Raw genomic sequence first — 24,397 nt, 5'->3', positions numbered from 1 at the left:
TCTTCAAGGAGTCCGGGGGCACTCGCATATAAACATTCGGGGTGGGAACTACTCGTGCAGGGATGCGCGCTTTAGCCGCCGCACCCGCAGCCACCACATCCGCATCCGCCGGATTTGGTGGCGACTGAACCCTCAGAGGGAATGCCATCGCCGGTGTCGCCGCCCATGAGGTTCACGCGGTTACCAATATCGGGACCACCTACCACCTGGGGCTTTTTACCGGCGAGGGTTGCCGCGAAACCGGCGGGTTCGCGCAGAGCACCGGGTGCCAAATCGGGAATGGGAGTGAATCCGGAGGAACCGCTCGGGCCGCATGCCGCCGCAGCCGCATTCGCCTTCGGCTTTTTGACCTTGTGGGCTTTTGAGAAGCGCGTAATCTGCTCGGCGGTCGGGTACATAAACGAAACCTTGACCTCGCCATTGACGAGCATAATCGGCAGAACGTCGGCACCGCTCATCGCAATTTGCTCGGAGACAGGCTCGCATTCCTCAAACGCTGAGGGGTAACTATCGGTTGAGTAAACCTCAATATCGACCCCCGAATCGAGTGCTTCCTGTGCGGCACCCAAAAAGAGGGTTCGTTCCATATCGTTAGGGTCCTCAGGGTTCTCGCCCGGACCCGGAATGAAAACCTCAAGGATGGTGCCGGTTAGTTCTTCGGTTTGCTCACTCATGCGGGAACACTTTCTCGTCGTTAGGGTTCAAGCCTTCAATATGCTCTAAGTGTACTCGTGTTTACCTGATGCAGGGAGGGCTTACAAAAATACTGAGCGATCGGCGAAATCCTCCGGAGCTCTAGTGCTGTGTCTGCCGCCTGATTGAGCGGCTGCATCATGAAATATACTCTGGAAATTCGGCATATTATGCAGGCTGGGAATATTTTTTCAAAATCCCTCGACCTGTGGCGTACACAGTAACAAAAACCTGACGAGTACGGTATTCTAAAGGGCAAATACATGTATTTGCCTGTGTCGTTACACAAACGACATCTTTCGGGTGTTTACTACATCAAAGGAGATCTTATGTTTGGCTTCGGGAAGAAAAAAGCAGCGGCACCGACGGAATCGACCGCAACCGCTGATATTTATGTGGCACCGGTGACGGGGGAGTACCTTCCTCTGTCTGAAGTTTCTGACCCCGTATTTTCGCAGGGTGTCATGGGGGATGGCTACGCCGTTAACCCTACATCGAATCTGATTGTTGCCCCTGCGGCAGGTACGATCGCCTTGATTCAAGACACCATGCATGCCTTTATGCTGCGCACCGATAACGGTGGCGAGGTGCTGGTGCATATCGGTATCGATACTGTAGATCTCAACGGCGAAGGCTTTACCTCGCACGCTAAGGTGGGCGATAAGGTTGAGGCGGGTGCCCCCATTATTGAGGTTGATTGGGAGGCTATTAAGGATCGTATTCCCTCCAAGGAGACGATGGTGATGGTGACCAACACCCCCAAATTCAATATTGTGAAGGACTCCGAGGAGCGCCGTACCGTCAATGCGGGCGATCACGTGGCGGAAGCGACCAAGAAGTAGAAGACGCGTAGAGCCTTGTGATGCTTCGACAGGGCAGAAGGCGCCGGTTTTCTCGCTCTGCCTTGCACGATGCTTTGGCTTTACACAGCCTCGCTTTATGTGAGGTCTTGTGCCGCAGGTGCCGACGCACAGACCTTACGAAAGAGGCTTTCTCATATGGTTTCACCGATTTTCGGTGGAACCATATTTTTTAACAAAAACTTTTTAACGGGCAAAAGATATTGTCTCGAAGAAATAGGCGTGGGAAAATACTTGACAAAGATAAATTTTCTCGCTCAAGCAAAAGTGATTTACAGGTAAAAAATAGTTATGCTATTTATGTGACGCGTCAAGAAAATATTTTTTGATGTGTCCGCCTATTCATTCACTCAGCAACATATAATATTTGGGAGTTCATACCCATGAGCCTTTCTTCGCAGAAACTCAACCGACGTACCGTTCTTGGCGCCACCACGCTTGGCGCTGCCGCCGCTATGATGCCCGTGGTGGGCGCATCCGCAGCAGAGGCGAGAATTCAAGGAAGTCTTCCCGGCGAGAAGGAACAGCCTGTCAATGATGAACAGCAGCCTATCCTCGACGAAGATATTGAATTTGACCCGGAACATGCCGCCTGGACCTTTCTTAGACAAAAAGAATTCTTTGTAGCACACCGTGGTTCGGGCGATATTAATCCCGAACATACCGCATACGCATATACTCAAACTGCAAGAAATGCCGATGCTATCGAAATTTCTTTGCGAACCACGGCTGATAATATTCCCGTCTGCATTCATGATGAATCGTTGATGCGCGTTACCGGACTTAATCGCAAAGTACGTGATCTTACCCTGCAAAAACTGCGCGGCGTTTACGTCAATATGCGCAAGACCCTCGGTGAAGGTACACCGCTGGAGCAGATTCCCACCTTTGAAGAGGCCGTGGATGCGATCAACAATGCCCCCACCGGCAAACGCCTTCCCCTCTTCATCGAAGCAAAAGACTGGCGCGCACAGGGTCATCTGCTGAAAGCTATCAAAGAACGCGGGCTGGCGCATCGTGTAGTGATCAAGATGTACCGCGACGGCCACGGCGGTTTCAACCCCAACTCAAAGTATCTGGCCCAAGCGAAAGCCGCGGGCTGCCAGACCTGGTGCTACTTCGACGCCAACGACAGCCTTGAAGGAATCCGTCAGCTGGCGGGATCCAACAACGTGGATGCGCTCGGCGTGCCCTACTTTGAATCCGTGCGCGGCCCCGGGTACGGTTCCATGGCGGATGATAAGGTGCGTGCCATTGTCGGCTTCGGCAAGCCCGTGATTGTTTGGGAGGTGCACCGCCGAAGCATCTACGAACACTACAAGAGCCTGGGCGTGCGCGGGTTTATGAGCCCCGACCCGTCCTGGGTGTGCGGGTGGAAAAAACAGGCCACGATCAACGTTGAAAGCGGCCGTCGGGAGCACGGCATGCTGCCCTCCAGCATCACCAACGCCCAGGATTACCCCGACTTCACCCGCGGGGCAATCGTGCACCAACAGAATTACGACGAATCCTTGCTGCTGGGGCCGCTCGCTGCTGCCACTGACAGGGAACAGTACACCCTCGAATTCGCTATGCACTGGGATAAGAAACTGCCCACAACCACCTGGAATTACGGGTACATGGCGTTCGGTCGCAGCCACGACGGTCCGCTCGGTATCGCCGGGAAGTTCCGGGGTGCATCCGAGGACGGCTGCTATGTGCTCGCTCTTCGCCCCGGCGCGAAGGTTCGGGACGAGCACGGCAAATACCGGACGGGCGATCTTGCACAGCTGATTCGTCTTGACGGCGGGCCGGGTGCGTCTCGCGAAGGTAAGGTTCTGCACACCATGAGTTTGAAAAAGCCTATCAAGCCCAACGAGAGCATCGAAGGCAAAATTGTGGTGAAGGGCAAGTACTTCTACTTTGTGATTAACGGCCAGTATTCCGCGCAGATTCATGATGCCGCCTACCGCGGTCCCTACGTGCATTTCGGCCGCTATCACGGCAATGCAACCGGCGGTCCGCTCGTGCTCACCCGCGCACTTGCCCGTGAGTCATGGGCATAAGCCTTTGAACCAGGCTGCCAGGGCGGCTTATCCACCCGAGAAAATTGTGTGGATAAGCCGCCGCGGGTTCGCCAAGAAGAAGTTGGGCAGTGCACAAAAACTGTTTGACGTCAGGTACAGGTTACCGTAGCAATTCGGGCGGGGTTAAGGCGATGCTGATCTAGGTGCTACTCTAGGGGCATGACAACTTCATTCACCGATAAAAAAGCTGTAACGACTGTGAGCCCCGAAGCTCGGGACGCATGGTTTAAATGGCAACTCACTCCACCCGTTCCCACGTCCTGGGAACTGCCCGAAGAAGCACGAGAAGACTTTGAAGATGCAATCATGCTCCTGCTCCTCACCGGCGAGGACGCCAGCGAATATGCGGATTACCTCAACGACTGCCTAGAAGAATTTCTAGGCGAATCGCAGGTCAAAGGCGACTTCTACCACGATATTGAACAATACGCGCAGAAAGTCGTGAGGGAGCGCCGTGCGCTCGCCGAGCGTTTGGGTGTTACGGGTGATTCTGGCAACTTGGCTGCGGCTTTCGCTGATTTGGAGGCGCACGGCGTGCTTGCGCGCGGTAAATTTTCGTGCTGCGGAACCTGCGCCAGCGCCGAAATCTGGGATGAGCGTGAGGGCTCTGACCGATGGAAGGGCTATATCTACTATCACCAGCAGGATGCCGAGAATCTGGCGGAAAGCGGGAGCACCTACATTGGCTTCGGCTCGTTTGAGGCGTACCCCTCTGATGAAGAGGCGTGGAAGAAACTCAGTGATGAGCAGCGCGCGGCCGTCACCCGCAAACATGAGGAACTATCACTCGCGTTGATGCTTGATACCGTGATTCCGACGCTGGAACGCTACGGCGTTAAGGTGACCTGGAACGGTAGCTACGATACCCGCCCGCGCCTCGATAACGTTGAGGTCTACGAGATTCCGTAAGCTATAAAACCGTGCGTGCGGTCCGCCGGAGGAGTCGCGCGTGAGTTGAGGGGCGCATCCTGTATGTTATACGGGATGCGCCCCTCTAGCTTTTTGTATTTTCTTACCGGTGCTCGCGGGGAGGTTATTCGGGCAGCAGGCTCAGCGCAATCTGGAAAAGGTGCTCACGGTCGGTCGAGGGGGACAGGGTTGAGCGCACCATAAACCCCTGGAAAGTGAGGATGAGCGCATCCGCTGTGTCGTTGACGAAGGCTTGAAGTTCGTCGGCAGAAGGTTTGCGTTTATTCTCTGCTTCAAGATACCGCTGACCCCAGGGTATAAGTGATTGAGCGACGATATCGTGCAGGGTGGTAAAAAGCGTGTTGGTGGATTCTTGCACCTCGGGAACGGTAAACGATTCCAAACGGATGCGCAGCATCGAGGTGAAGTTCGCTTCGACGGTTGAGGTGGCGAAGATCATGCGCATAATGTCGCGTGGGGAGGGGTCTTTGAGTTCCCCGTAAGCTGCGGCGATCATATCGATACGCTGTTGAACAGTGGCGTAAAGAATGTCGCCTTTGCCGCTGAAGTGCGAGTAAATGGAACCCGAGGAAAGTCCGGATTCTCTGATGATGTCCGTCATGGAGGTGTGAGTGTACCCCTTGGCGGTAAAACACGTGAAGGCGGCGTCGATAATTTGGCGTCGACGTGCCTGTTTAGTGGCTTCGGTCAGACGTGGCATGCCTTAAGACTATACCTTTCCGAGGAGTTTGCGCTAGATAAAAATAGAATGTTTATTCTCTGTTGTGAGATTATAAACAAAATGATTATTGTGTTTGCATCTGGTCTTTATGCAGAGTAGAGTCTTAGGTGTTAATAAACAAAACATCTATTTTGTTTGGAGAGTTTCATGGCACGCACACCGGAGGCGATTACGCCCTCATCCTGGCGTAAAGTTATCGCCATCGCCACGCTGGCATCCGTCATCGTCAGCATCGTGATTCTCGCCTTCACGTGGCCCACTAAAGCCATGGAGACGAACCTACCCGTCTCCATCGCGGGACCGGAAGCAGCCGTCAGCCAATTCGAGCAAGGACTCAAAGAGCGAGGAATCGAAACCTTCGAGTTCAAACAGGCATCCTCGCGCGAAGACGCCGAACGGCAGATCAAAGAACGTGAAACCTACGGCGCGATCGTCTTCACCGAAGGTGCGGCGCCCGAGGTCATGACCGCGCCCGCCGCAAACGCATCCGCAAACCAGATGCTCACCGGCGTAGCCCAGCAGATGAACGCTCAGGTACAGCAGCAAGCTACCGCAGCCAAAACTCAGGCACTGCAGCAGGCCGCCCAGGCGGGCGGGCAGCAGGGCGCTATCGCCACCCAGCAGCTCGAACAACTGAAAACCGAGCAGGAAAAACTGCAGCAGGCACAGGTTAAAACCACCGCAGTCGTGCCGCTCGGCGAGGGTGATCCCAACGGTATGGGCCTGGCGGTTGCCGCATTCCCGCTTGTTATGGGCGGCATAATCGGCGGGGTTCTCAGTATCTCTCTTGTCAAAGGAACCGTGCGCCGCTTCGTGACCGCAGGACTTTACGGGTTTATCGGCGGGCTCTTCATGACCCTTATTCTGGGCACCTGGTTCGGATTCGTTCCCGGCGATTTCGGGGCGCTTTGGGCGACCTTCGGCGTGACCGTTTTCGCGACGGCCTCCTTCATGATCGGGATTTCTGCGCTGTTTGTTGATGCCGCCGGTATCGGCCTTGGCGCCGTGCTCTCCATGTTCGTGGGTAACCCGCTCTCCGGGGCAAACATGCCGTGGCAGTTCATCCCCGCACCCTGGGGCGCCCTCGGGCAGCTGATGGTGCCGGGTGCATCCAACACGTTGCTGCGGAATATCGCCTATTTTCCGGATGCTTCAAACTCCCTGCCATGGGCTGTGCTGTTGGGTTGGGCAGGGTTTGGCCTTCTCGCCGGGGCGATCGGCTGGGCGTGGAAGGAACGCCGAGCAACTCACATGAGCGCAGAGGATGATACCGCGAGCGTTGGCGCGAAAACCGAGGCGAACGCAGATGTGCCGGACAATGTTGAGATTCCCTGGAAAACGGCAAACACATAGCGACCTCGCCCCCAAGTAGATCCGCGAGCAGATAGTATTTTCAAAATACTATCTGCTCGCGCCGCATGGGGGAGATTCCTAGAATGGGAAGTATGAGCGAAGAGATCACCAGCGCCCGCATCGACGTCTGGCTGTGGTCGGTGCGCATCTTCAAAACCCGCGCACTCGCAGCCGACGAATGCAAAGGCGGGCACGTGCGTGTGAACGATGCATCCGCAAAACCCTCACAAAAACTCAAACGAGGCGACATCGTGCGAGTGCGCTACCCCGGCTGGGAACGCGTGTTTAAGGTCGAAAAACTCATCACCAAACGGGTGGGCGCGCCGATCGCCGTCACCTGTTACGAAGACCTCTCGGGGCCGCGCCCCGCGCACCTGTCGATGCCGCCGGTCGCCAAACGCGAACGCGGCACCGGGCGACCCACCAAGAAAGAACGCCGTGCCCTAGACGAGCTGCGGGGGCGAAAAGGCTAAACCCAGTTCCGCTTTCTCTCACCCCGCGATCGTCGTTAAGAACCGCGAGCAGGTAGGATTTGGCCGAACAGGTGAGTTTTTCCTACCTGCTCAAACCAAAAACCACCTGCTCGCGGAATAAGAAGCGGTCATAGCGTGAGACAGATAAACGCATCGCTGACGTGCCATCTTTGCGGGAGTAGGCTGTACCTATGAGCAACAAGGCCTCAGAACCCAACACATCAGGCGCCGCGAACACAGCCGACGGCACCGCCAGCACGCACGAACCCCAAAACCTGCTGGATGCGACCCCGCGTACCGGCAGCATCCCCCTTCACCTAGGGGAAGGCGGCGCGGACTCTGGGAAAACTCAACCCGAAAAATCGCTCAACAGGCGGATTCTGGCGCTCGCCGTACCCGCCTTCGGCGCACTGATTGCCGAGCCGCTGTTCGTGCTCGCCGATTCCGCACTCGTGGGGCAGCTGGGCACCGAAACCCTGGCGGGCATGAGCATTGCGGCAACCCTCATCACAACCGTGGTGGGGCTCATGAACTTCCTCGCGTACTCGGTGACCCCGGCGGTTGCGCGCGCGTTCGGAGCGCATCGGCTGGCGCACGCCTACCGCATCGGCGTGGACGGCGTGTGGGTTGCGCTTGGACTCGGTCTGCTCATTATGGGTGTGGGTTATATCTTTGCCGACCCTGCGCTGCGCGGCATGGGCGCGAACGACGCAACCATCGGCTATGCGCGCGACTACCTGCACCATTCGCTGTGGGGCATTCCGCCCATGATGATGATTTTGGCGCTCATGGGCACCCTGCGTGGGCTGCAAGATACCGTGACCCCGCTCAAAGTTGCGGGTGTGGGCACCGTGGTGAATGTGGCGCTGAACTGGGTGCTGATATACCCGGTCGGCTGGGGCGTGGCCGGTTCGGCGACGGGCACATCGCTCACGCAGTGGGGCATGGCGCTCGCACTCGGTATATTTATTCATCTTAAGATGCGCCCGCAGGGCGTGACGTGGCGTCCCGATATTGCGGGGATGCGCGGCGTGCTATCCCTCGGTTCCTGGCTGATGCTGCGCACCCTCTCGATGCGCCTGGCACTGCTGTCTACCGTATTTGTGGTGGCTCGCCTGGGCGACGAGCAGACGGCGGCATATCAGCTGGGCATGAGCGTGTTCAACCTGCTGCTCTTTGCCCTGGATTCTCTTGCAATAGCGGCGCAGGCGCTGCTGGGCAAGGAACTTGGAGAACGCGACCTGACGGCTGAATCCGGGCGTGCGAAAGTGCGTGAGCTCAAGAATCGCCTGGTGCGTATGAGCCTGGTGTACGGGGTTGTCACCGGCGTTGTTGCGCCCGTGATTGGCTTCTTCGGAAACTGGATTTTCACGCAGGATGCGCCCGTCGCCACCCTCTTCGCGTGGGCTACCCTCGTGATTGGCGTGGGGCAGCCGATAGCCGCATATGTATTCGTTCTTGACGGTATCCTCATGGGTGCTCAGGACGTGAAATACCTGGCAATTGGCTCATTTGTGATGCTGGTTGTTTATGCGCCCGTCATTTTCGGGATCTACTGGGCGGTTTCCGGCGGTCTGCTGAGTGCCACGGTGGGGTACCTGGGGCTGTGGGCGGCGTACATCCTGTGGTACCAGGGCGTGCGTGCATTCATCTTCGGCCGCCGCGCCGCCTCGGATGTGTGGATTAAAGCATAGTTTTTCCGGGGGGGGGATACGCGGAATTTAGGTGTTGAAGACGAGTTTTTTCACGGTCTTCTAGCTTACGCATCGCGTTGAGGCATCGACTGGTGACCCCCACGGCATCTATGTGCGAACGGACTATACCCTTGGCGGTATGTGTGCTCCCTGAAACGGAGACGGTTATGCGATGTGCATCGTTAGAGAAGGGACTGTACTCGCACCCTCACCTGAGGCTGGGGCTTGGAGCCTGATTCCGAAGCGCCGCCCTCTCGACTTGCTTGCGACAGTGAGCGCAGAACCGCCTCTTGAACATCGCGGACAATTTCTTTGACCGCACGGGAGCCGTCGATTCCAATCTCGATAATGACCTTCTGCCCGCCCGACTCGATGATAACCCCGAATCGGGCGGCCGCAGGGTCGCCGCTCATACGGCTGCCGATGGCTTTCAGCGTGGAGCCGATCCCCGGTTCAATGCCGCGCACTCCAGGAACGGCCGTGACTACATGAGTCAATTCGGCTGCTGAGAGGTTAATCGTCATCGTGCAGATCCTCAATATGAATATTGACGGTTGGGGACAATTCTAGGTTCTCATAACACGCCTGGCGCACAGCATCACGAACCTGTTGAGCAAGCTGGGGGAGGCTACTGGTTGTAACGTGTGCAGAGATACGGCAGGAGATCGTATCCGGTATTCCCAGCTCTCGCTGACCTTCGGGAGCTGGGGCATGTTTGAAGGAAGACTTGAGTGCGCGAGCTCCGGGTACGGAGTCTACACTGCGTCGCACTAGGGCGCGTAGGGAGAACTCGGACATACTATAAGGCCCTAAGTCGGTCGGCGGCATCTCTACCTGGGCACCGTGGCGCGTTTCGGCGAGTACCGCATCCATAATATGGCGCTGAGGCATCACCGATGTGCTCGACTGTGCTTCCAATGTGTCCCAGGTCTTGTGGAGTGAAGCGATTAGACGCAGGTACTCCCGTGTGGAGGCTTCGTCAAGCTCATAAGACTGAGCCGACTGTGTGGGCTGCGGTTCTGCGTGTGGGATGCGGGTGGTGGAACTCATTCCCACTCCTTCATATGGCGCATGACGAGGGAGCGGGCGCGTGCCAGCCTCCCCCGGACTGTGGATTCGGTTAGGGTCAGGGTTTGGGATATCTCCTCGTAGGACATGTCATCAACCTCTCGAAGCACCCAGACGATACGCAGCTCTTCAGGAGCGGATGCCAACAGCTTGGCTAATGCATCTATCTGGGCGTTTACCTCACTGGACTGTGCCGGATCGTCGGTCGCTGTCGACGTTGTGTTAGGTAAGGCGCTCGCGCTCTCAAGACCCTCTGAATCGTAAGGGTCAGTGGCTCGGCGCTGAAGTTGACGAATAGTGCTGGTGGCCTTATTAGTGCAGATACGCATGAGCCAACCCCGGAAGGCATCAGGATCCCGAAGCAGATGAAGACTCCGCCACGCCTGAACAAGGGTCTCTTGGACGATGTCCTCACTGTCGTGGCGGTTGCGCACGATCATGTAGGCGGTGCGAAACAGGCGTCCCTGATAACGTTCGACGAGCTTTCCGAAAGCGTCAATGTCACCGTCCTGGGCTCGCAGCACCAGGTACCTGTCCTTGCCCTGAGACGCAGCGCTCGGATGAGGAACATGCTTGGTGGGCGGACCGGTGGACTGCCCTGCATTGCTGCGCTGTTCATCGGTCATGGTTATCAGAACCGCCGCTCTCTAATGAGTGTTGTCCTGCCACAGTGTGGGCTGCACTCTGGGGTTTGGTGGCTTGTTCTAGGCGCAGCAGTACGTCGATCTGACGAGCATGCTTTCCCAGAGAGGAACTAACGTCGTGGTCAAGTCGGTTCCTGAGCTCGCTCACGGTCCATGCAACCTCGCTGTTCTCTGCTACGGTGACGGTTGCCTGCACCCACAGGTTGCTGGGTGAACCGGTGACCCATACTGAGCACCGCTGAACCCCAGGAACGTCTTCGGCTCGCTCAGAAAGCGCTTGGGCTATGACATCGGGGCTGAGTGTGGCCAGAAGTGTGCCGTCGGAGCCTGTCAGGCGCAAGGGGGACGCGGCAGCTTTACGGGGTACCTGCTTAATGAGCAGAACCAAGCCAAACGCGATGAGAAGAACCGACCCGAGGGCGGCGGCTGGCAACAGCCAGTGTGCCTGGGGTCCGACCCAAGTATCGACCCGGGTATCAGCTTTGGCGAGGACCGAGCTAAGCGCGGGCCATGACTGGCCCACACCCATGCCGGAAGCCATAACCCAGAGGGCTATCGCCGCAATGAGCAAACCGCTTACCGCAAGGACTATCCTATTGAGAATTCCAGATACCGAACGCATGGTTTTCTCTCTTTCAGCTCGTGTGCTGGATACGCACTCGGCTGTGTGCGGTTCCGACGGGTTTCAAGGTCTGTATAGCCTGCTCAGCTGCCTTCTGTGCGGCCTGACGCACAGGTTCGAGGTCATCCAGAACGCTGAACACGGTCACATTCACGCGCGTTCGACGGACTCGAACCTTAGCGCTGTGAACACCATCGACCCGCTCGACATGGGCTTGTACCAGCTTTGCTAGGTCACGGCGTGAAATAGCTGTCTGACCGGGTATGTTATCTGCAAGAACCTCAGTGCGTTCAGGTGCCCCCGGCCACAGAGCCAGGAGAATCATGAACAGACTGCATACGGTCACAAAGCAGGCTGCCGCGAGTACCGCTGGCGACCCGATAATCGTGGAGCCGAGCCCGTTGACTGCTGAGGATGTTCCATTCGGCCACGCTCCGTTCAGGAGACGGTTTCCCAACGCCCAGATTCCCAGCCCTCCTACGATGAGGAGCAGTAACGCCAGGATAATGACGGGCAAACTCCGCGATGGGCGCCGGATGAGATTTTGTACGGGGGTTTTCATCGCAGAGCCCTCCTTACCTGGTTGTTCGGATTGAGCCAGGAGACCTCAATGTTGATCTTCTCAACCCTCAGCCCGGTGAAGTGCTCGACGCGCTGGCTCACATGCTCACGCACCTGTTGCAGGGTTGAAACCAATGCTGTAGGGAAGGTAAGGCCGAGATCTAAGTGAAGGACAGCAACCTGACCGTAGAGATCACACTTTGCCTCGGGGCGTGAATGGAAATTTCGACGTGCCCCGATCCCGAGCAGTCCCCCGGCGTTCGAGCCCACATTTGCGCTCTCGTAGGCAGCTTGAGCCGCGATCTGCGCAACAACCTGGGCGGGAATGACGGTGACGCCGCGCTGCTCCTGCCGGGGGCTCTCTGTCTGAGAGTCCCCGACACTGACAGCAGCGGGCTGTGTATTGGTCTCCGTCATTACTTCCTCCATCGATTAAGGATGCTTTGGACATCGACCCGGCCCTCCAGGTAAAGACCCACCACCGTTCCAACCAGGCCGCACAGTGCCACCAGGATGAAGTCGGCGAAGGAACCGAAAGCAAGAATTGTTCCCAGGAATAGGCCCACCAAAAGGGCCAGGTGTGTTGTCTTCATAAAAGATCCTCAGATCGGGGGCGTCGGTAGATTACTTGAGATCGGCAGAGTCAGAGGAAGTGGAATCGTCGTCGGGCAGGTGAACGTCGGTGACGTCGATATTGACCTCTACTACCTCTAGCCCCGTGGTCCCCTCAATCTGCTCGATAATGTTGCGGCGGATAGCATTGGCTACTTCCACAATGGAGACTCCATATTCAACCACGACGGTAACATCTACGGCTGCCTGGGTCTCGCCCTTCTGGACGCTAATACCGCCAGCAACATTGGTCTGGGCGTTGGGGATGCGGTCGGTCACGGCGCTGAAGGCACGGCGTACGGCATTGCCCATATCGTACACACCGGGAACTTCGCGGGTTGCCATGCCAGCGATTTTGGCAACAACGTTCTCTTCAATGGTGGTTACACCGTGTGAAGTCTGTAGGGGACCGCGAGGAGTCTTATCCTGCTGGGTTTCCTTGTTGTTTTCGCGCTCGCGCTGCTGACCGGTTTGGGGAATGGAGTTATCGCTCATGGGAGCCTCATTTCATGTGTTTTCCGCTGCGCGGATTATGATGTTTGATATTTGCGGCACGCATCGACGGCTGGGGAGTTCGGGCGCTACCCACGCCCTTTGTCCGTCCTTGCGGTCGATGGTGACGCTACTATAAAGACGCTTGAGGCGCTGAATTCCTCACGAATCAAAATGGTGATATATACCACTTTGTGTTGATGAGCGTGTACAAACACGACTGTTGCCTATGTTTGCTCGGCTCAGCTGCCTATCGTGCGGGTAGTCCTCATATACGCCAAAGCGGGCTATGCGGAAGCTGGGAATAGCTTCTGCATAACCCGCTTAGTTTATTTCTGCGATGCTGAAGCGACGCAAGAATATGGGTTACTAGTTCTTTTTGCCGGTTACGCTTAGGTATATAGAGATTGCGACAATGGCGGCAATAATGGATAGGATCCAGCGAATCCAGTCGATACCAGCAGTATCTGCAACGCCGAAGAAGCTCGCGATCCCTCCGCCAACGAATGCGCCAACAGCACCCAAGATAACGGTCCACAGTGCCGAGATGTTCTGGTGACCTCGCATGATGAGGCGTGCCAGAGCGCCGATGATAGCGCCGGCAATGATCATTCCGATGAGTCCAAGCATAATGGTTCTTCCTTTGTGAGTATCCGCCATAGCGCGTGCGCGCCTGAACGGTGATGATATGGGGTCTTAAAAGCGCAGATCGGTGAGGTTCTGCCTGAAAGTTCAGAAGCAGCCGGGATTTCAGCTGCCTTTCCTGTCACATATTGCGTGATTCGACGGGGCTGTTATCGCCTGCCGTCGTCTCTCAAGCCTACGGCGCTGATATGAAGACGCCATGAGTGCGCAGATCCTCACGCGTTCTATAAGTGTTTTACATCACCTTTAGTGTGAAGGGTGCTCTTACGTCCTTCTGTTCTGCTTCTTGCCTCCTGGTGCCGTGGGGCAGGGAGGGTGGGGCGCTGGCAGATGGGCTTTTGGTCGGTATGGACTTGACCGGTGTAGTACATAAATAAAAAATCTTATTCTTGAGCATCCGCTTTAATAATAAATTCGTGAATGCTGTTGTAAATTTTTAAATACATTATGGGAGTGAAGGGGTTTTATTAATAAATCCGGGGAAATTCCTCAGAATTGAATGAGAGTAGGCTGACAAAAATCTAAAAAAGGTTGTTTTGACAGATGTTCTGGAATTACATTGAAAATACCCCATGAATTCACAGATAAGTGATCATGAGGAAGTATCTTACATATCTGTTTTTCAGGGTTTTCTGCATTATTAAATGCGAGGAGGTGGTGCACATACCTTGATGAACCGTGGATAAAAAATACTCAAAACTGTCAGGATTAAGAAAGAAATGAGGCGATACGCTATGAAAAAGTCATTCAAACGAACCCTGGTGGCCGGGGTTGCAGGCGCGGTTCTTGCGGCCGGTGCCGCTATTCCGGCGAATGCTGCATCCAGCACGTCAAGTCTCGTTCCGCCGCGAACTGAGATTGATGCCACGGTCCACGGGCCGGGGTCTAGCTGGTGGTGCCACAGTGTTATCTATGTGTTTTACACTCCCATTAACTACCAGGAGCCCCGGTATGAAACCGTAACGGCGTGCGGGAACGAAACGGTGACAAAACACCTGGTATCAAACCATACGCAGGTGGCGGTCGCTGGCGAGGAATATCATCCGGCTATTACTGCTTCCCCGCGAGGATAGCGGCAAGATTGATATCCAGATGCGGTCTGCGGCAAATTATTGTATCTGCCGCAGGCCGCACTGATGCTGAACTATTTTAAATTTTAGAATATTTTTTGACCCTAGGATTTAATGTAAAAATATTTTCTTGATGATATATACCGATCATTTTATGGCGGTTCATGCCGACACAACTTAAATATTTTATAATTCTGCAGATTATATATTCGGATATGCTTCTTCGAGGAAAGAATAGTCATCCCAATATCCGCGGTCCCACCATTCGATAAATTCGATATTTTTACCTTCGCATCCGAGGGTGAGGAAATCTTCAAAGAAAATCAGACGCTCGGAAAATATAGAACTGTCATGGCCCTCTATGCGTATTTTTTCGTGAAATTCGCGCGGTGAAAACCCTAGACTCACGCCGTCGAGGGTGTCACCATCCAGGATCTGCAGCGAGAACAGAACAACCTTCCCCTCAGCCAACCCAAGATCCACCACGCGTTCGGCATTGCCCAGAGTAACGCGACCCTTGAAACGCTCACTTCCATGAAATGATGAATCGTAAAGGTCTTTATTGAATCGCTCGTTGTAGTAGCCGATCGGCTGTCCGAGCTCCAGCTGGGGCGGGGCCTCAAACTGAAAATCCATATTCTTCACCCTTCCTGAGGGACCATGAAAATCCTTATAAAGTACCCTCGAAACATACGTAATATACCCAAAGGCGCATTATTTACTGAATGAAGGACGTGCAAATAATCGGAACCGCTATATGTCACCGTGTGCTCGTTCCGGGCTCTGATAGTAGATCGGAGCAGCATGTAGCTGCTGGATCGCCTCAATAAAACTCGGGTCCAGCTCCCCCAACTCATCAAGCCAAGACCAGTCGTCAGGGGTGGAATCGTGCGAATGTTTCATGCGCCCTCCGTATTCTGTATGGAGTGAATATACTAGTTGAGATGAACCCGGCAGTTATCGCAGCATCTGGTCAAACTGCTCAATGGCGGCGTCAGGAATATCGCCGAGAGCATGCAGCATCTCGAAGGTGAAATCAATGAATCCCACCCCGCTGGCGGTCACCAGGTTCTTATCGCGCACAGCCTCGCGCGTGGTGTTCACGTACTGATGCGGGTTCGTGTAGGCAGGCAAATCCTTGATGTCCTCAAAGCTGTTAGCCGTGTGCCTGCGTCCGTCGAGCAGGCCAGCAGAAGCCAAGAAATATGCGCCGTCGCAGATACCACCAACTGCTTTGCCTGCATTCTTGAAATCACGCAGAATTGTGGCGAGTTGTTGGGAATCTTCGGTAGGCAGGGTGCGCCATGAGCCTTCCGCGCCGATGACGATGACCGCATCCGCAGTTGAGGGAATCTCAGCGATCGTCATATCGGGCTCCACCCGCAGCCCGCCCATAGAGGTTTTCACTTCTCGATCGACGGAGGCCCACCGCACTGTGTACCCGCCGATGATACTCTGCAGCCCGGCGGTAAGCAGGGCAGGCTCCCAATCGGCGAATTTATCCAGAATGACGACAGCAAGTGTTTTCATGGGAACTCCTCGTAACCTCAGCTCACTAGTCCCTAAACCCTACGGTAAACCTCGTCGAAGGGCAGGCGGAAGCGCTCGCCCCAGATGCCGTGGCCGGGTTTGCGGATACCGCAGGCGACCACCATGTTAATCTCGACATTGCGCGGCAGGTTGAGGAGTTTCTTCACGCGGTGACTGTCGAAGCCTTCCATCGGGCAGGTATCGTACCCCGCCTCGGTCATCGCGAGCATAAACGTCTGCGCCACCAGGCCGCAGCTCTTGTGCACAACCACGCGATAATCGTGCTCCGAAACCTCACGCATCATCGGAACGAATAGGCCCGCACAATTCGCCATTGCCGCGCGGGATGCGCCCAGCAGACCAAAGCAGCGCGCGTACAGGAGCGGCATAGCCTTGGTGTAGTACATTTCCCAATTCTTGATGCGGTCTTCCTGCTTCTCGGCCGGGCTGTTACGCTCAACATTGCCGCGCTCAAACTCCAGCGCGGCTTTCGCGCGGCGTCGGTACAAATCCTGGCGGGTCACGAATACCACCATCTGCTGCGCGGTCTTGGCAGCCTGCTGATGCATGCACGCCGCAGCGAGTTTATTCAGGGTGGCGGGATCAGTCACGTGGTAGAGCTCGTACAGCTGCATATTCGAACTTGTGGGTGCCAGCTGAGCCGCCTGCAAACACTCTTTGACAACATCGGCATCAATGGGCTGGTTTTCGTCGTAATGGCGCACCGAACGGCGGCGGTTCAGCAAATCTAGCAGGGACATTATGCGACCTTCCTCTCCGTAGGTGCGGTTTCTGCGAAAGCGCCTTATCCTTCAGTCTAGCGTGCGTGTGAGGGGCATGCGAGGGCATGTACCACATGTGGGGTGCCCTAGTCTTAGTCCCCGCAGGTATTCTGCGCCTGACTCTGCGGATCCTGTTGACTCTGAATTTACGATGCAGAGATCGTTTCGCGAAAGGTGCTCAGCTCATGCAAAAAGGCCTTTTTCTGCGTGATACCAAGATGCAGACTGAATTTTTGGAATGCATTCGCTGCGGCGTCAATGCTTTTCTGGAGCTGAAGAAGCTGCTCCAGCTCATCACGCTGTTTCGCGATCTCACGATCGATCAGTTCCAGTTGTTTGTACGCAGGAAGGCTATCAGCAAAATACATGCGCACCATAAAATCCCATTTGGTTTTCCTGGGTTCCACCTCAGTACGAAGGTAGTTTTGAAATGATTCGATACCTTTTTCTGTGATGGAATATATTTTTTTATCTGGTTTTCCTTCTTGGCGAACTAGCTTAACATACACTTTTTTGTGTGTAACTAATTTGTGGAGAATTGGGTATATACTGCCGAAAGAAGCGTTATAAAAATTACTAAAAACGGTTTCAAATTTTTGTTTAATCTCGTATCCAGTCGAAGGCGATTCGAGCAGTATACCTAAAACAACATCGTCACTTTTCATAAGAGCCTTTCGTGAATTTTACGGATTTTCGCGAGGTGAGCAGAAAGAGTGCTGCAATGATCAAAGCCGCCGGTGAAGCGTAGAGATACAACCGGGTAAATGAGGAAATATAATCCAGAGGTGTGTGGGCTGAGGCAAGGTTTGTGGTAAGTCCGCTGATAAAAATTGTGGTGGCGAGAACCGTTCCAAGTTGGCGAAGCACGCCTATAACACCTTGTGAAACAGTCAAGTCACTCCCTGTAAAGTCCGCTGTTGATAGCATGCTGATGGGCCCTACCAGTATGCCGTAGCCTGCTCCTACAAATATACTACAGGCTATGTAGGTGCCGTAGTTCAGGGGTGCTTGTAGAAATGCAAGGCCGAGATATCCAAGTCCCATTACCAAAAATCCTAAAGCAACTAAAAGGTGGGTTTTTATTTTCCTCATAGCTTTCCCTGCAAAAGGAGATAGTGCAAAGATTGCGACAGTTGCGGGCGTAACCAGTAGTGCCGACTCCAGAGATGTTCGGTGAAAGATCGTTTCAAATAAAGTTGGCATCAATACCATATATCCCACCAGAAGAATTTGCCCCAGAATAGTTCCTGTGGTGGCTAATTTAAAATTCTTGTTGTGAAAAAGCCGAAAATCAACGATCGCATGAGGGGTGTGTCGCTCCTGGCGTATAAAAAGGGTAAAAAACAGTATGAAGAGCATTAGGAGAAAGAAACTTTCTGCCGCAACCCCAGTATTCCTGAGGTTTAGCAGAAAAAGCGTGAGGCAGAAGAGCCCTGCAGTCATCATGCCTGCACCCCACCAGTCGATGCGCGAATCCGTTTTTGAGGGTTTAGTGTTTGGTATATATTTTTGGATCAGCACGAACGAGAGAAGAACCACGGGAATATTAATGAGGAAGATCCATCGCCACCCCCAGCTTTGCAGAATCATGCCTCCCAGAATAGGGCCGAAAGCGGATGCGGAACCCTGCGTCATGCCCAAGGTCAGCGTGACTTTGCCCCTGCGGGTTGGATCTTGGGTGGAGATTGCCAAGTCCATGCTGAGTGGGAAAATGGCGGCTGCCCCTAGACTTTGAAGAACTCGACCCACTACTAGAAGGAGAATGCCATTCGCCAGACCACTCACTAAAGAACCGACCGCAAAAATGAACAATGCTCCAAGGTAAAAACGCTTTTTACCTGTACTGTGGGCGAGTTTGCTGAAGGGAATTGTGAGAGCTGCAAAGAGAATAGTGTAAGCGTTGAGTGCCCAAGAAAGTTCGGAGAACGAAGCGCTGAGCTCCGTGTGAATCTGGGGTAGGGCAATGTTCATAATCGTCATGTCCAACATGACAACGAAAGTGCCCACACACAGAGCAAAAAGGGTGAGTTTATTGCTGTGGACCATGACTTAACTCCTTACTATATAAATTTTATTTATATAAATATAATTTATATAGTAGTCTTATGGGGGAGGGTACGTCAAGGGTTATGAATGAGCCAAAAGCCAGCAGAACCGCCGTAAAATATAGAAATATAGGGAGCCTGACCTTGTGAAGACCAAGCTCCCTGAGCCATATATCAATGCGTTTTTGAGAATCTACTCCGCGAACCAGTCTTTGGTGGCCGTGTGCGCATCGAAAACCTGCCCCAAAAGTGGGGTTAGCGGGGAAATTCCGTGTTCACGCACCAGCGACACGAAACGTAGCACCGACTCATTCCACTAGTGAAGCGCCAGCGCATAGGTACGCCCAGTGAGTGCAGAAACCGGGTAAATTAGGGGACCGGGCAGGCTGCTAAGTACCTGAACCCGACCCCCCCCAGATAAGAGTCCCGCGCGGGAACTCAGGGAGAGCAGACTACTTGGCCCACACAACGAGCTCATCAAGCGGCTTGCGCGGCTTCGGGTCGATCTCGCGCGAGCGGTAGCCGAAGGTTGCGGCAACGGATACGCCGTAATCCTCGGGGTCGAGAAGCCCTTCCTCGGTGAGGAGCTGGGTGACCGCATCGTAGTCCATGCCTTCAACGGGGCAGGAATCGATGCCGAGCATTGCTGCGCCCGTGAGCATATTCCCTAGCGCAATATAAGTGTTCTTCCTAGTCCACTCGAAAAGGGCACGCTCGTCGTCGGCGATCTTCATATCGTGCACCTGGAAGTTTTTGTACATATCCAGCGCCATCTGCATCTGGTCTTCGGGAAGATTGCGCTTCGCTAGCGCTTGCAGCAGGAAATCGGAATCATAGCGGGCGTTCTTCTTCGCCACAATAATCACCACATGGCTGGCGTCATCGAGCGTGTTTGCCATACCCCAGGCGATAGGCTTGAGCTTCTCACGTAGCTCTTTATTCTGTATCACCAGAAATTTCCACGGCTCGGAACCAACCGAGCTGGGGTAGAGGCGCCCAAACTCAAGGATCGTGTTGAAGTCTTCATCGCTGATCTTACGGGCGGGGTCGTAGGAGCGGGTAGAAACGCGACGCTTGAAAATTTCAATTGCTTGTTCACGAGTGAGAATCATGGTTTTCCTTTTCTGTGCTGGGTTTCTATGACGGAATTTAGTATATCGAGCAGGGATGCGCCTCCCGCCGGTTTTTTCGCACAGCGTGATTGACTGCGTTGCCCAAAGCGTGCTTTAGATGTGCTCCTACGGCTAACAACATATCGTTTGGACAAACCGCCGCCGATCTTCAGCTGGTTTTTCGGGTGAAAGAGCCCGGTGAGCGGCCTGCACAATCAGAGAGGCTGGAACTGCATCATATGTTTTCCCCTGGGACTCGACGGTTCGGCACTGTTCACCGTGGCACACATCGTCGCAGGTGCTGCTTCCCTGTATCCCACCCACTAGATCTTCCAGGGGTACACCCATAATCCAGATACGATTGGATTCCTCAGGATGAGTCAAGAATTCTTCTTCACTCATTGTACGGATTTCCAGATGAGGCTGAATACCCTGAGGCAAGAGCTCAGCTTCCAATACCTGTAAAGCCTTGCGCAGCTCCTCACCTGTTGTACCGCACCGTGAGCAGGTTTGTTTTTCGGCATTGACAAGGTGCTGCCAGATAATAGGTAAAGTTTTCATCAGGGACTACCTTTCCTTGTTGAAACTATAATCTATTTGGTTGTGATGGGATGGGGCGTGGGCACGCCAGTGTTTACACCACTTTTACGGTGTATTCCAGGGCCTTGCTCGGGTGCATGGTTACTGAGACGTATCCGTTGGCGGGGGTGCGCACATAGTCGAGGTAATCCTCCATAGACGGACCAAATCCTTCAACATCGTCTACGGCAATCACAGCGCGGTCGGCAAGATGCGGCTCCAACAGCTGAAAGACGGGATGCACCAGGTCAGGCCACCCGTCGAGAAGTACAAAATCGGGGCTGAAATCCAGGTCTTGCAGGGTCTTTAGCGCATCGCCTTCGCGTAGCTCGATATAGTCCGCAAGCCCCGCCCGCTCAAAATTTTTCCGCGCGGCCTCAGCCTTCTGAGGCACATATTCGCAGGTGATTACGCGCCCGCCATTGCGTTTTGCGGCGGCGGCAAGATACAGCGTCGAGATGCCGTAGGACGTACCAAACTCAACGATATTCCGCGCGCCGCTCGCCAGCGCCTGCATATACAGAAACTCGCCCTGCTGCGGGGTTATGGGGATGTATTTATCGGTATAAAAATCTTCGTTCTCGGTCTCCCAATCAATCCCCCTGCCTAAAATCTGGTGGATTTTTGGCAGAAAATGCATGAACATGCGCTTGCCCTGCTTGAGCGTGGCGTCGTAGAGGTCATAGAGTGTGTCTTCGACCGGTGGGTCGTTGAGGAATGTGAACATTTGCGGGGTTAATTTGGGCATGTGAATCTCCCGGGTGCTTTGGTGCGTATTACCTGCACCACAAAATTCAGAGGTATACCTCTGAAAATAGTGCGGTCATGTGATTCCTCTTATCATGCCAGCGTCAGCAGGGGAGTACAAGGGATTTGCGCGAAGACGCACAAAAGCCGAAACTCGCCGCCTCGACTGGGCTAACGCTCAAATCGGGTGAGGCGCATCGAATTTAGCACCACAAACACCGAACTGAACGCCATGGCCGCGCCCGCAATCATCGGGTTCAGCAACCCTGCCGCTGCGACCGGCACCGCGATAGTGTTGTATGCGAACGCCCAGAACAGATTCGACTTGATGGTGTGCAAAGTCGCCCGCGAAAGCCGCAGCGACGTGGGGATCGCGCGCATATCCGAGCGCATCAGCACAATATCCGAAGCCTGCACCGCAACATCCGTACCCGAGCCCATCGCCATCCCCAGGTCCGCGCGGGCCAGGGCAGGCGCATCGTTCACGCCGTCGCCAACCATCGCCACCCGGTAGCCTTCATCTTGAAGCTGCGCGATAACCTCAGATTTACGTTCGGGCGTGACCCCCGCGAAGACGTTCTCAGGATTAATCCCCACGCTGGATGCGATAGCCTGGGCAACTTCGGGGGCATCACCGGTCAGCAGTACGGGCTCTAAGCCCAGTTCGTGAAGCTCGGTGATGGCCTGCGCCGACTCGGGTTTGGGGGAGTCTGCCAGCGCGATGAGCCCGACAGGCAAGGGGTCCTTTGTGCCGATCGCGCGAGCCACAGCCACGGTGGTCAGCCCTTCCGAACGCGTTTGCTCAAGCATCTGATGCTGCTTCTCGGTGAGGGGAACGCCCGCCTGCAGCAGGTATTCGGGGGTGCCCACCAGCACCAGGCAGCGGGACTTCCCCTCGTCCCGAGTGCGCACGAGCTCGCCGCGCACACCTCCGGGCACACCCTCAAAATTCTCAACGGTACCGAGAAATGCTCCATAGTTTTCTGTCGCAAAACGCGCAATAGCATGGGCTATTGGATGCTCGCTCAGCGCCTCCACAGCTGCGGCATCGCTCAGAATAGATACAGAACGTTCGCTCTTTGAAGAGGCGTTGTCGGCCGTGACGTCGGTGAAATCGTCGAAGGTTCCAAAGCGCGCCACGCGCATTGTGCCCTCGGTGACGGTCCCGGTTTTATCCAGCACGATGCGGTTCACCGCATACGTAGTTTCCAGCACCTGCGCGTTGCGAATCAGTATGCCCAGCTGCGAGCCGCGTCCGGTGCCCGCCAGCAGTGCCGTGGGGGTTGCCAGACCGAGCGCGCAGGGACAGGCGATCACCAGCACCGAAACTGCCGCATTGAACGCACGCGGCACATCGTGCGATACAACCAGCCACCCGATAAGGGTCAGGAGCGAAATCACCAGAATCGTTGGCACGAAAATCGCAGAAACACGGTCGGCAAGGCGCGCGATGGGTGCCTTCGTTTCTTGGGCGGCGGCAACCAGCTCACCCATTTTCGCGAGCGTCGTCTCAGACCCCACGCGGGTTGCGCGCACCGTCAGCGACCCGGAGGTGTTCAGGGTTGCGCCGGTGACCGCATCGCCCACTGAAACCTCGACGGGCACCGATTCGCCGGTCAGCAGGGAGGCGTCCACGGCGGAAGACCCTGCAATAACCGTGCCGTCGGTAGCGATTTTTTCACCCGGGCGCACCAGAAATTCGTCTCCCGGCAGCAGGTCCTCGACCGGAATCTGCACCTCGCGCGTGGTTCCCCGCTTATCGGTGCGAAGCAGGGTTGCGGTGCGTGCCCCCAGGCTCAGCAGGGTGCGCAGAGCCTCAGAAGAGCGGGTTCGTGTGCGGTGCTCAACTGCCCGCCCGATCAGCAGGAATAAAGTCACCATCGACGCCGAATCAAAATACAGTGGCGCATGGTTACCGCTCAAGAACATGCCGAGAATGCCCCCCTGCATGGGGTGAACATGCTCGGTCAGCCCGGGGTTCATGAACAGCTGCGCGAGTGAATACAGGTAGGCGACGATCACACCGAGAGAAACCAGCGTGTCCATCGTGCTGCTGAAGTGGCGTGCGTTCGTGAGAGCGGCGCGGTGAAACGGCTCGGCGCTATAGACCGCAACCGGCAGCGTGATAAGCGCAAGCACCCAGCCCCAGTGCGGGAACTGGAACGTGGGGAACATCGAAATCAAGAAAATCGGCACACCCAGCAACAACGCCACAACGATGCGCCACCCCAAGCCCCCGCTGCGCGCGTTGGTCCTCTCTTCGGACTCTGCATCGCGAACCTCGGTTTTGAGCGATGCCGTATACCCGGCGTTATTGACCGTTTCAATGATCTGCTCATCGGTAATATCGGCGGGAACGATCACGCGCGCAGACTCCAGCGGCAGGTTCACGGCGGGATCAACCCCCGGGATTTTGCGGAGTTTGCGTTCCACGCGGCCCACGCAGGATGCGCATGTCATGCCCTGAACATCCAGGTGGATAATGCGCGTCTGCCCGCCATTAGCCGAGGAATCGAAAAGAGAACGCTCGTTCTCAGTTGTGGTGGATGCTGTTTGAGTTGAGTTACCCATGTTCTTCGCCTCTGTTCTTAATGCTCACGATGCTGTGCTGTCTTCGGGCTTTGCCTGCTGCGGATGCGCCTGCCGCAGTCCGCCCTGATCTATACTTCGCCTTCGTCCGGCAGTCCATCGGCACGGTTGCTGCGCGGTCGCTTACCGGTCAGCTTCGCGCCCCGATCGTTCACCCCGCGAACCCGCGTGACGTCAGCACGCCTGAATGCGCGGCGTTGGGTGAGGGCGTCGTATGCAGTGCCGTGCACACCGGGATGCAGATTATCGCCGGTGCCGTCAGCGGAGGTATTCGCCGCATGATCCTGTGAGGAATGTATACGCGATGCGCCCCGCCGTTTCAGCCCGCGCTGATCCTCGCGCGCCGTGTAGGGGGTGGAGTCGCGCACCCACGCATCCAGCAGATCGGAGTCGAGCCCCATCTGCCGTGCCACGCGGGAAATCGCCTCGGTCAGGTGAATGTTCTCGGTGCCTACGAGTGCGCGCACTGCCCCGACCGCCATTGCCTGGTACTGCGGAGAATACGCCAT

At 55.3% G+C, this 24,397-nt stretch carries 29 protein-coding genes; 7 read left to right on the top strand and 22 right to left on the bottom strand.

Going from position 1 to position 24,397, the window contains the following annotated elements; genetic code table 11:
• Positions 1–71: 71 nt before the first annotated feature.
• The gene (locus HMPREF2554_RS10365) at positions 72–674 is read right to left on the bottom strand and encodes an arsenic metallochaperone ArsD family protein (RefSeq protein WP_070555219.1); all 603 of its coding nucleotides are present in this window, start codon (positions 672–674) and stop codon (positions 72–74) included.
• A 348-nt stretch (positions 675–1,022) separates the two neighbouring features.
• Between HMPREF2554_RS10365 and HMPREF2554_RS10360 the strand changes: the two genes are divergently transcribed.
• From HMPREF2554_RS10360 to HMPREF2554_RS10350, 3 genes are all read left to right on the top strand, one after another.
• Positions 1,023–1,535, top strand: a complete 513-nt coding sequence (locus HMPREF2554_RS10360; protein ID WP_070555215.1) for a PTS sugar transporter subunit IIA — start codon at positions 1,023–1,025, stop codon at positions 1,533–1,535.
• Positions 1,536–1,936: 401 nt separating this feature from the next.
• Positions 1,937–3,598: a glycerophosphodiester phosphodiesterase gene (locus tag HMPREF2554_RS10355; RefSeq protein WP_070555211.1), complete on the top strand. Its 1,662-nt coding sequence runs from the start codon at positions 1,937–1,939 to the stop codon at positions 3,596–3,598.
• A 180-nt stretch (positions 3,599–3,778) separates the two neighbouring features.
• The gene (locus HMPREF2554_RS10350) at positions 3,779–4,528 is read left to right on the top strand and encodes a DUF6891 domain-containing protein (protein ID WP_070450661.1); all 750 of its coding nucleotides are present in this window, start codon (positions 3,779–3,781) and stop codon (positions 4,526–4,528) included.
• 124 nt (positions 4,529–4,652) lie between these two features.
• On the opposite strand, the gene HMPREF2554_RS10345 is transcribed toward HMPREF2554_RS10350, so the two are convergent.
• A complete protein-coding gene (locus tag HMPREF2554_RS10345; RefSeq protein ID WP_048778026.1) occupies positions 4,653–5,249 on the bottom strand; it encodes a TetR/AcrR family transcriptional regulator in 597 nt (198 codons plus the stop codon).
• Positions 5,250–5,417: 168 nt separating this feature from the next.
• On the opposite strand from HMPREF2554_RS10345, the gene HMPREF2554_RS10340 reads away from it, so the two are divergent.
• From HMPREF2554_RS10340 to HMPREF2554_RS10330, 3 genes are all read left to right on the top strand, one after another.
• Complete coding sequence (locus tag HMPREF2554_RS10340; protein ID WP_070555208.1) at positions 5,418–6,623, top strand: ABC transporter permease; 1,206 nt, start codon at positions 5,418–5,420, stop codon at positions 6,621–6,623.
• An 83-nt stretch (positions 6,624–6,706) separates the two neighbouring features.
• Positions 6,707–7,096: an RNA-binding S4 domain-containing protein gene (locus tag HMPREF2554_RS10335; RefSeq protein ID WP_006888382.1), complete on the top strand. Its 390-nt coding sequence runs from the start codon at positions 6,707–6,709 to the stop codon at positions 7,094–7,096.
• A gap of 191 nt (positions 7,097–7,287) precedes the next feature.
• Positions 7,288–8,790, top strand: coding sequence for an MATE family efflux transporter (locus HMPREF2554_RS10330; RefSeq protein ID WP_070450655.1), 1,503 nt, complete (start codon positions 7,288–7,290; stop codon positions 8,788–8,790).
• A gap of 182 nt (positions 8,791–8,972) precedes the next feature.
• On the opposite strand, the gene HMPREF2554_RS10325 is transcribed toward HMPREF2554_RS10330, so the two are convergent.
• The 9 genes from HMPREF2554_RS10325 to HMPREF2554_RS10290 all read right to left on the bottom strand — a co-directional run bounded on the left by HMPREF2554_RS10325 (position 8,973) and on the right by HMPREF2554_RS10290 (position 13,419).
• Positions 8,973–9,314, bottom strand: coding sequence for a transcriptional regulator (locus tag HMPREF2554_RS10325; RefSeq protein ID WP_070450653.1), 342 nt, complete (start codon positions 9,312–9,314; stop codon positions 8,973–8,975).
• A complete protein-coding gene (locus tag HMPREF2554_RS10320; RefSeq protein WP_070555206.1) occupies positions 9,304–9,840 on the bottom strand; it encodes an Asp23/Gls24 family envelope stress response protein in 537 nt (178 codons plus the stop codon). The genes HMPREF2554_RS10325 and HMPREF2554_RS10320 overlap by 11 nt, the downstream gene beginning before the upstream one ends.
• Positions 9,837–10,484: an RNA polymerase sigma factor gene (locus HMPREF2554_RS10315; RefSeq protein ID WP_070555205.1), complete on the bottom strand. Its 648-nt coding sequence runs from the start codon at positions 10,482–10,484 to the stop codon at positions 9,837–9,839. Before HMPREF2554_RS10315 ends, HMPREF2554_RS10320 begins: the two co-directional genes overlap by 4 nt.
• Positions 10,474–11,124 carry an Asp23/Gls24 family envelope stress response protein gene (locus tag HMPREF2554_RS10310; protein ID WP_070555203.1) on the bottom strand — a complete coding sequence of 217 codons (651 nt, stop codon included), beginning with the start codon at positions 11,122–11,124 and terminating at the stop codon, positions 10,474–10,476. The genes HMPREF2554_RS10315 and HMPREF2554_RS10310 overlap by 11 nt, the downstream gene beginning before the upstream one ends.
• 13 nt (positions 11,125–11,137) lie before the next feature.
• Positions 11,138–11,686, bottom strand: coding sequence for a DUF6286 domain-containing protein (locus HMPREF2554_RS10305; RefSeq protein ID WP_070555201.1), 549 nt, complete (start codon positions 11,684–11,686; stop codon positions 11,138–11,140).
• Positions 11,683–12,102, bottom strand: coding sequence for an Asp23/Gls24 family envelope stress response protein (locus tag HMPREF2554_RS10300; protein ID WP_070555198.1), 420 nt, complete (start codon positions 12,100–12,102; stop codon positions 11,683–11,685). Before HMPREF2554_RS10300 ends, HMPREF2554_RS10305 begins: the two co-directional genes overlap by 4 nt.
• A complete protein-coding gene (locus tag HMPREF2554_RS11640) occupies positions 12,102–12,278 on the bottom strand; it encodes a hypothetical protein (protein WP_004005823.1) in 177 nt (58 codons plus the stop codon). The genes HMPREF2554_RS10300 and HMPREF2554_RS11640 overlap by 1 nt, the downstream gene beginning before the upstream one ends.
• A gap of 31 nt (positions 12,279–12,309) precedes the next feature.
• The gene (locus HMPREF2554_RS10295; RefSeq protein WP_070555193.1) at positions 12,310–12,792 is read right to left on the bottom strand and encodes an Asp23/Gls24 family envelope stress response protein; all 483 of its coding nucleotides are present in this window, start codon (positions 12,790–12,792) and stop codon (positions 12,310–12,312) included.
• A gap of 366 nt (positions 12,793–13,158) precedes the next feature.
• Positions 13,159–13,419, bottom strand: a complete 261-nt coding sequence (locus HMPREF2554_RS10290) for a GlsB/YeaQ/YmgE family stress response membrane protein (RefSeq protein WP_037231409.1) — start codon at positions 13,417–13,419, stop codon at positions 13,159–13,161.
• Between the two features lie 749 nt (positions 13,420–14,168).
• Between HMPREF2554_RS10290 and HMPREF2554_RS10285 the strand changes: the two genes are divergently transcribed.
• Complete coding sequence (locus HMPREF2554_RS10285; protein WP_041321618.1) at positions 14,169–14,507, top strand: hypothetical protein; 339 nt, start codon at positions 14,169–14,171, stop codon at positions 14,505–14,507.
• 198 nt (positions 14,508–14,705) lie between these two features.
• Here the strand turns inward: HMPREF2554_RS10285 and HMPREF2554_RS10280 are convergent, their stop codons facing one another.
• From HMPREF2554_RS10280 to HMPREF2554_RS10230, 11 genes are all read right to left on the bottom strand, one after another.
• Positions 14,706–15,140, bottom strand: a complete 435-nt coding sequence (locus HMPREF2554_RS10280) for a hypothetical protein (protein ID WP_070555190.1) — start codon at positions 15,138–15,140, stop codon at positions 14,706–14,708.
• A 117-nt stretch (positions 15,141–15,257) separates the two neighbouring features.
• Entirely contained in the window at positions 15,258–15,407 is a 150-nt protein-coding gene (locus HMPREF2554_RS10275) for a cytochrome-c oxidase (RefSeq protein WP_070555187.1), read from the bottom strand.
• 54 nt (positions 15,408–15,461) lie between these two features.
• Positions 15,462–16,034 (bottom strand): DJ-1/PfpI family protein, encoded by a 573-nt coding sequence (locus HMPREF2554_RS10270; protein ID WP_070555183.1) that lies wholly within the window; start codon positions 16,032–16,034, stop codon positions 15,462–15,464.
• A gap of 32 nt (positions 16,035–16,066) precedes the next feature.
• On the bottom strand, positions 16,067–16,795 hold the full coding sequence (locus tag HMPREF2554_RS10265) for a nitroreductase family protein (protein ID WP_070555180.1): 729 nt from the start codon (positions 16,793–16,795) through the stop codon (positions 16,067–16,069).
• Positions 16,796–16,962: 167 nt separating this feature from the next.
• A complete protein-coding gene (locus tag HMPREF2554_RS10260; protein WP_070555176.1) occupies positions 16,963–17,481 on the bottom strand; it encodes a PadR family transcriptional regulator in 519 nt (172 codons plus the stop codon).
• Positions 17,471–18,862 carry an MFS transporter gene (locus HMPREF2554_RS10255; RefSeq protein WP_070555172.1) on the bottom strand — a complete coding sequence of 464 codons (1,392 nt, stop codon included), beginning with the start codon at positions 18,860–18,862 and terminating at the stop codon, positions 17,471–17,473. The genes HMPREF2554_RS10260 and HMPREF2554_RS10255 overlap by 11 nt, the downstream gene beginning before the upstream one ends.
• A 451-nt stretch (positions 18,863–19,313) precedes the next feature.
• Positions 19,314–19,973 carry an NAD(P)H-dependent oxidoreductase gene (locus tag HMPREF2554_RS10250; protein WP_070555168.1) on the bottom strand — a complete coding sequence of 220 codons (660 nt, stop codon included), beginning with the start codon at positions 19,971–19,973 and terminating at the stop codon, positions 19,314–19,316.
• Between the two features lie 132 nt (positions 19,974–20,105).
• Positions 20,106–20,534, bottom strand: a complete 429-nt coding sequence (locus HMPREF2554_RS10245) for a DUF2703 domain-containing protein (RefSeq protein ID WP_006888341.1) — start codon at positions 20,532–20,534, stop codon at positions 20,106–20,108.
• Between the two features lie 73 nt (positions 20,535–20,607).
• Positions 20,608–21,300: an O-methyltransferase gene (locus HMPREF2554_RS10240; RefSeq protein ID WP_070555163.1), complete on the bottom strand. Its 693-nt coding sequence runs from the start codon at positions 21,298–21,300 to the stop codon at positions 20,608–20,610.
• A 170-nt stretch (positions 21,301–21,470) separates the two neighbouring features.
• The gene (locus HMPREF2554_RS10235) at positions 21,471–23,870 is read right to left on the bottom strand and encodes a heavy metal translocating P-type ATPase (protein WP_070555160.1); all 2,400 of its coding nucleotides are present in this window, start codon (positions 23,868–23,870) and stop codon (positions 21,471–21,473) included.
• 89 nt (positions 23,871–23,959) lie between these two features.
• Positions 23,960–24,397, bottom strand: coding sequence for a hypothetical protein (locus tag HMPREF2554_RS10230; protein WP_070555157.1), 438 nt, complete (start codon positions 24,395–24,397; stop codon positions 23,960–23,962).

It is taken from the genome of Rothia sp. HMSC071F11 (assembly GCF_001809115.1).
GTDB classification, from domain to species: domain Bacteria; phylum Actinomycetota; class Actinomycetes; order Actinomycetales; family Micrococcaceae; genus Rothia; species Rothia dentocariosa.
This window is presented reverse-complemented; position numbering and strand designations above follow the sequence as displayed.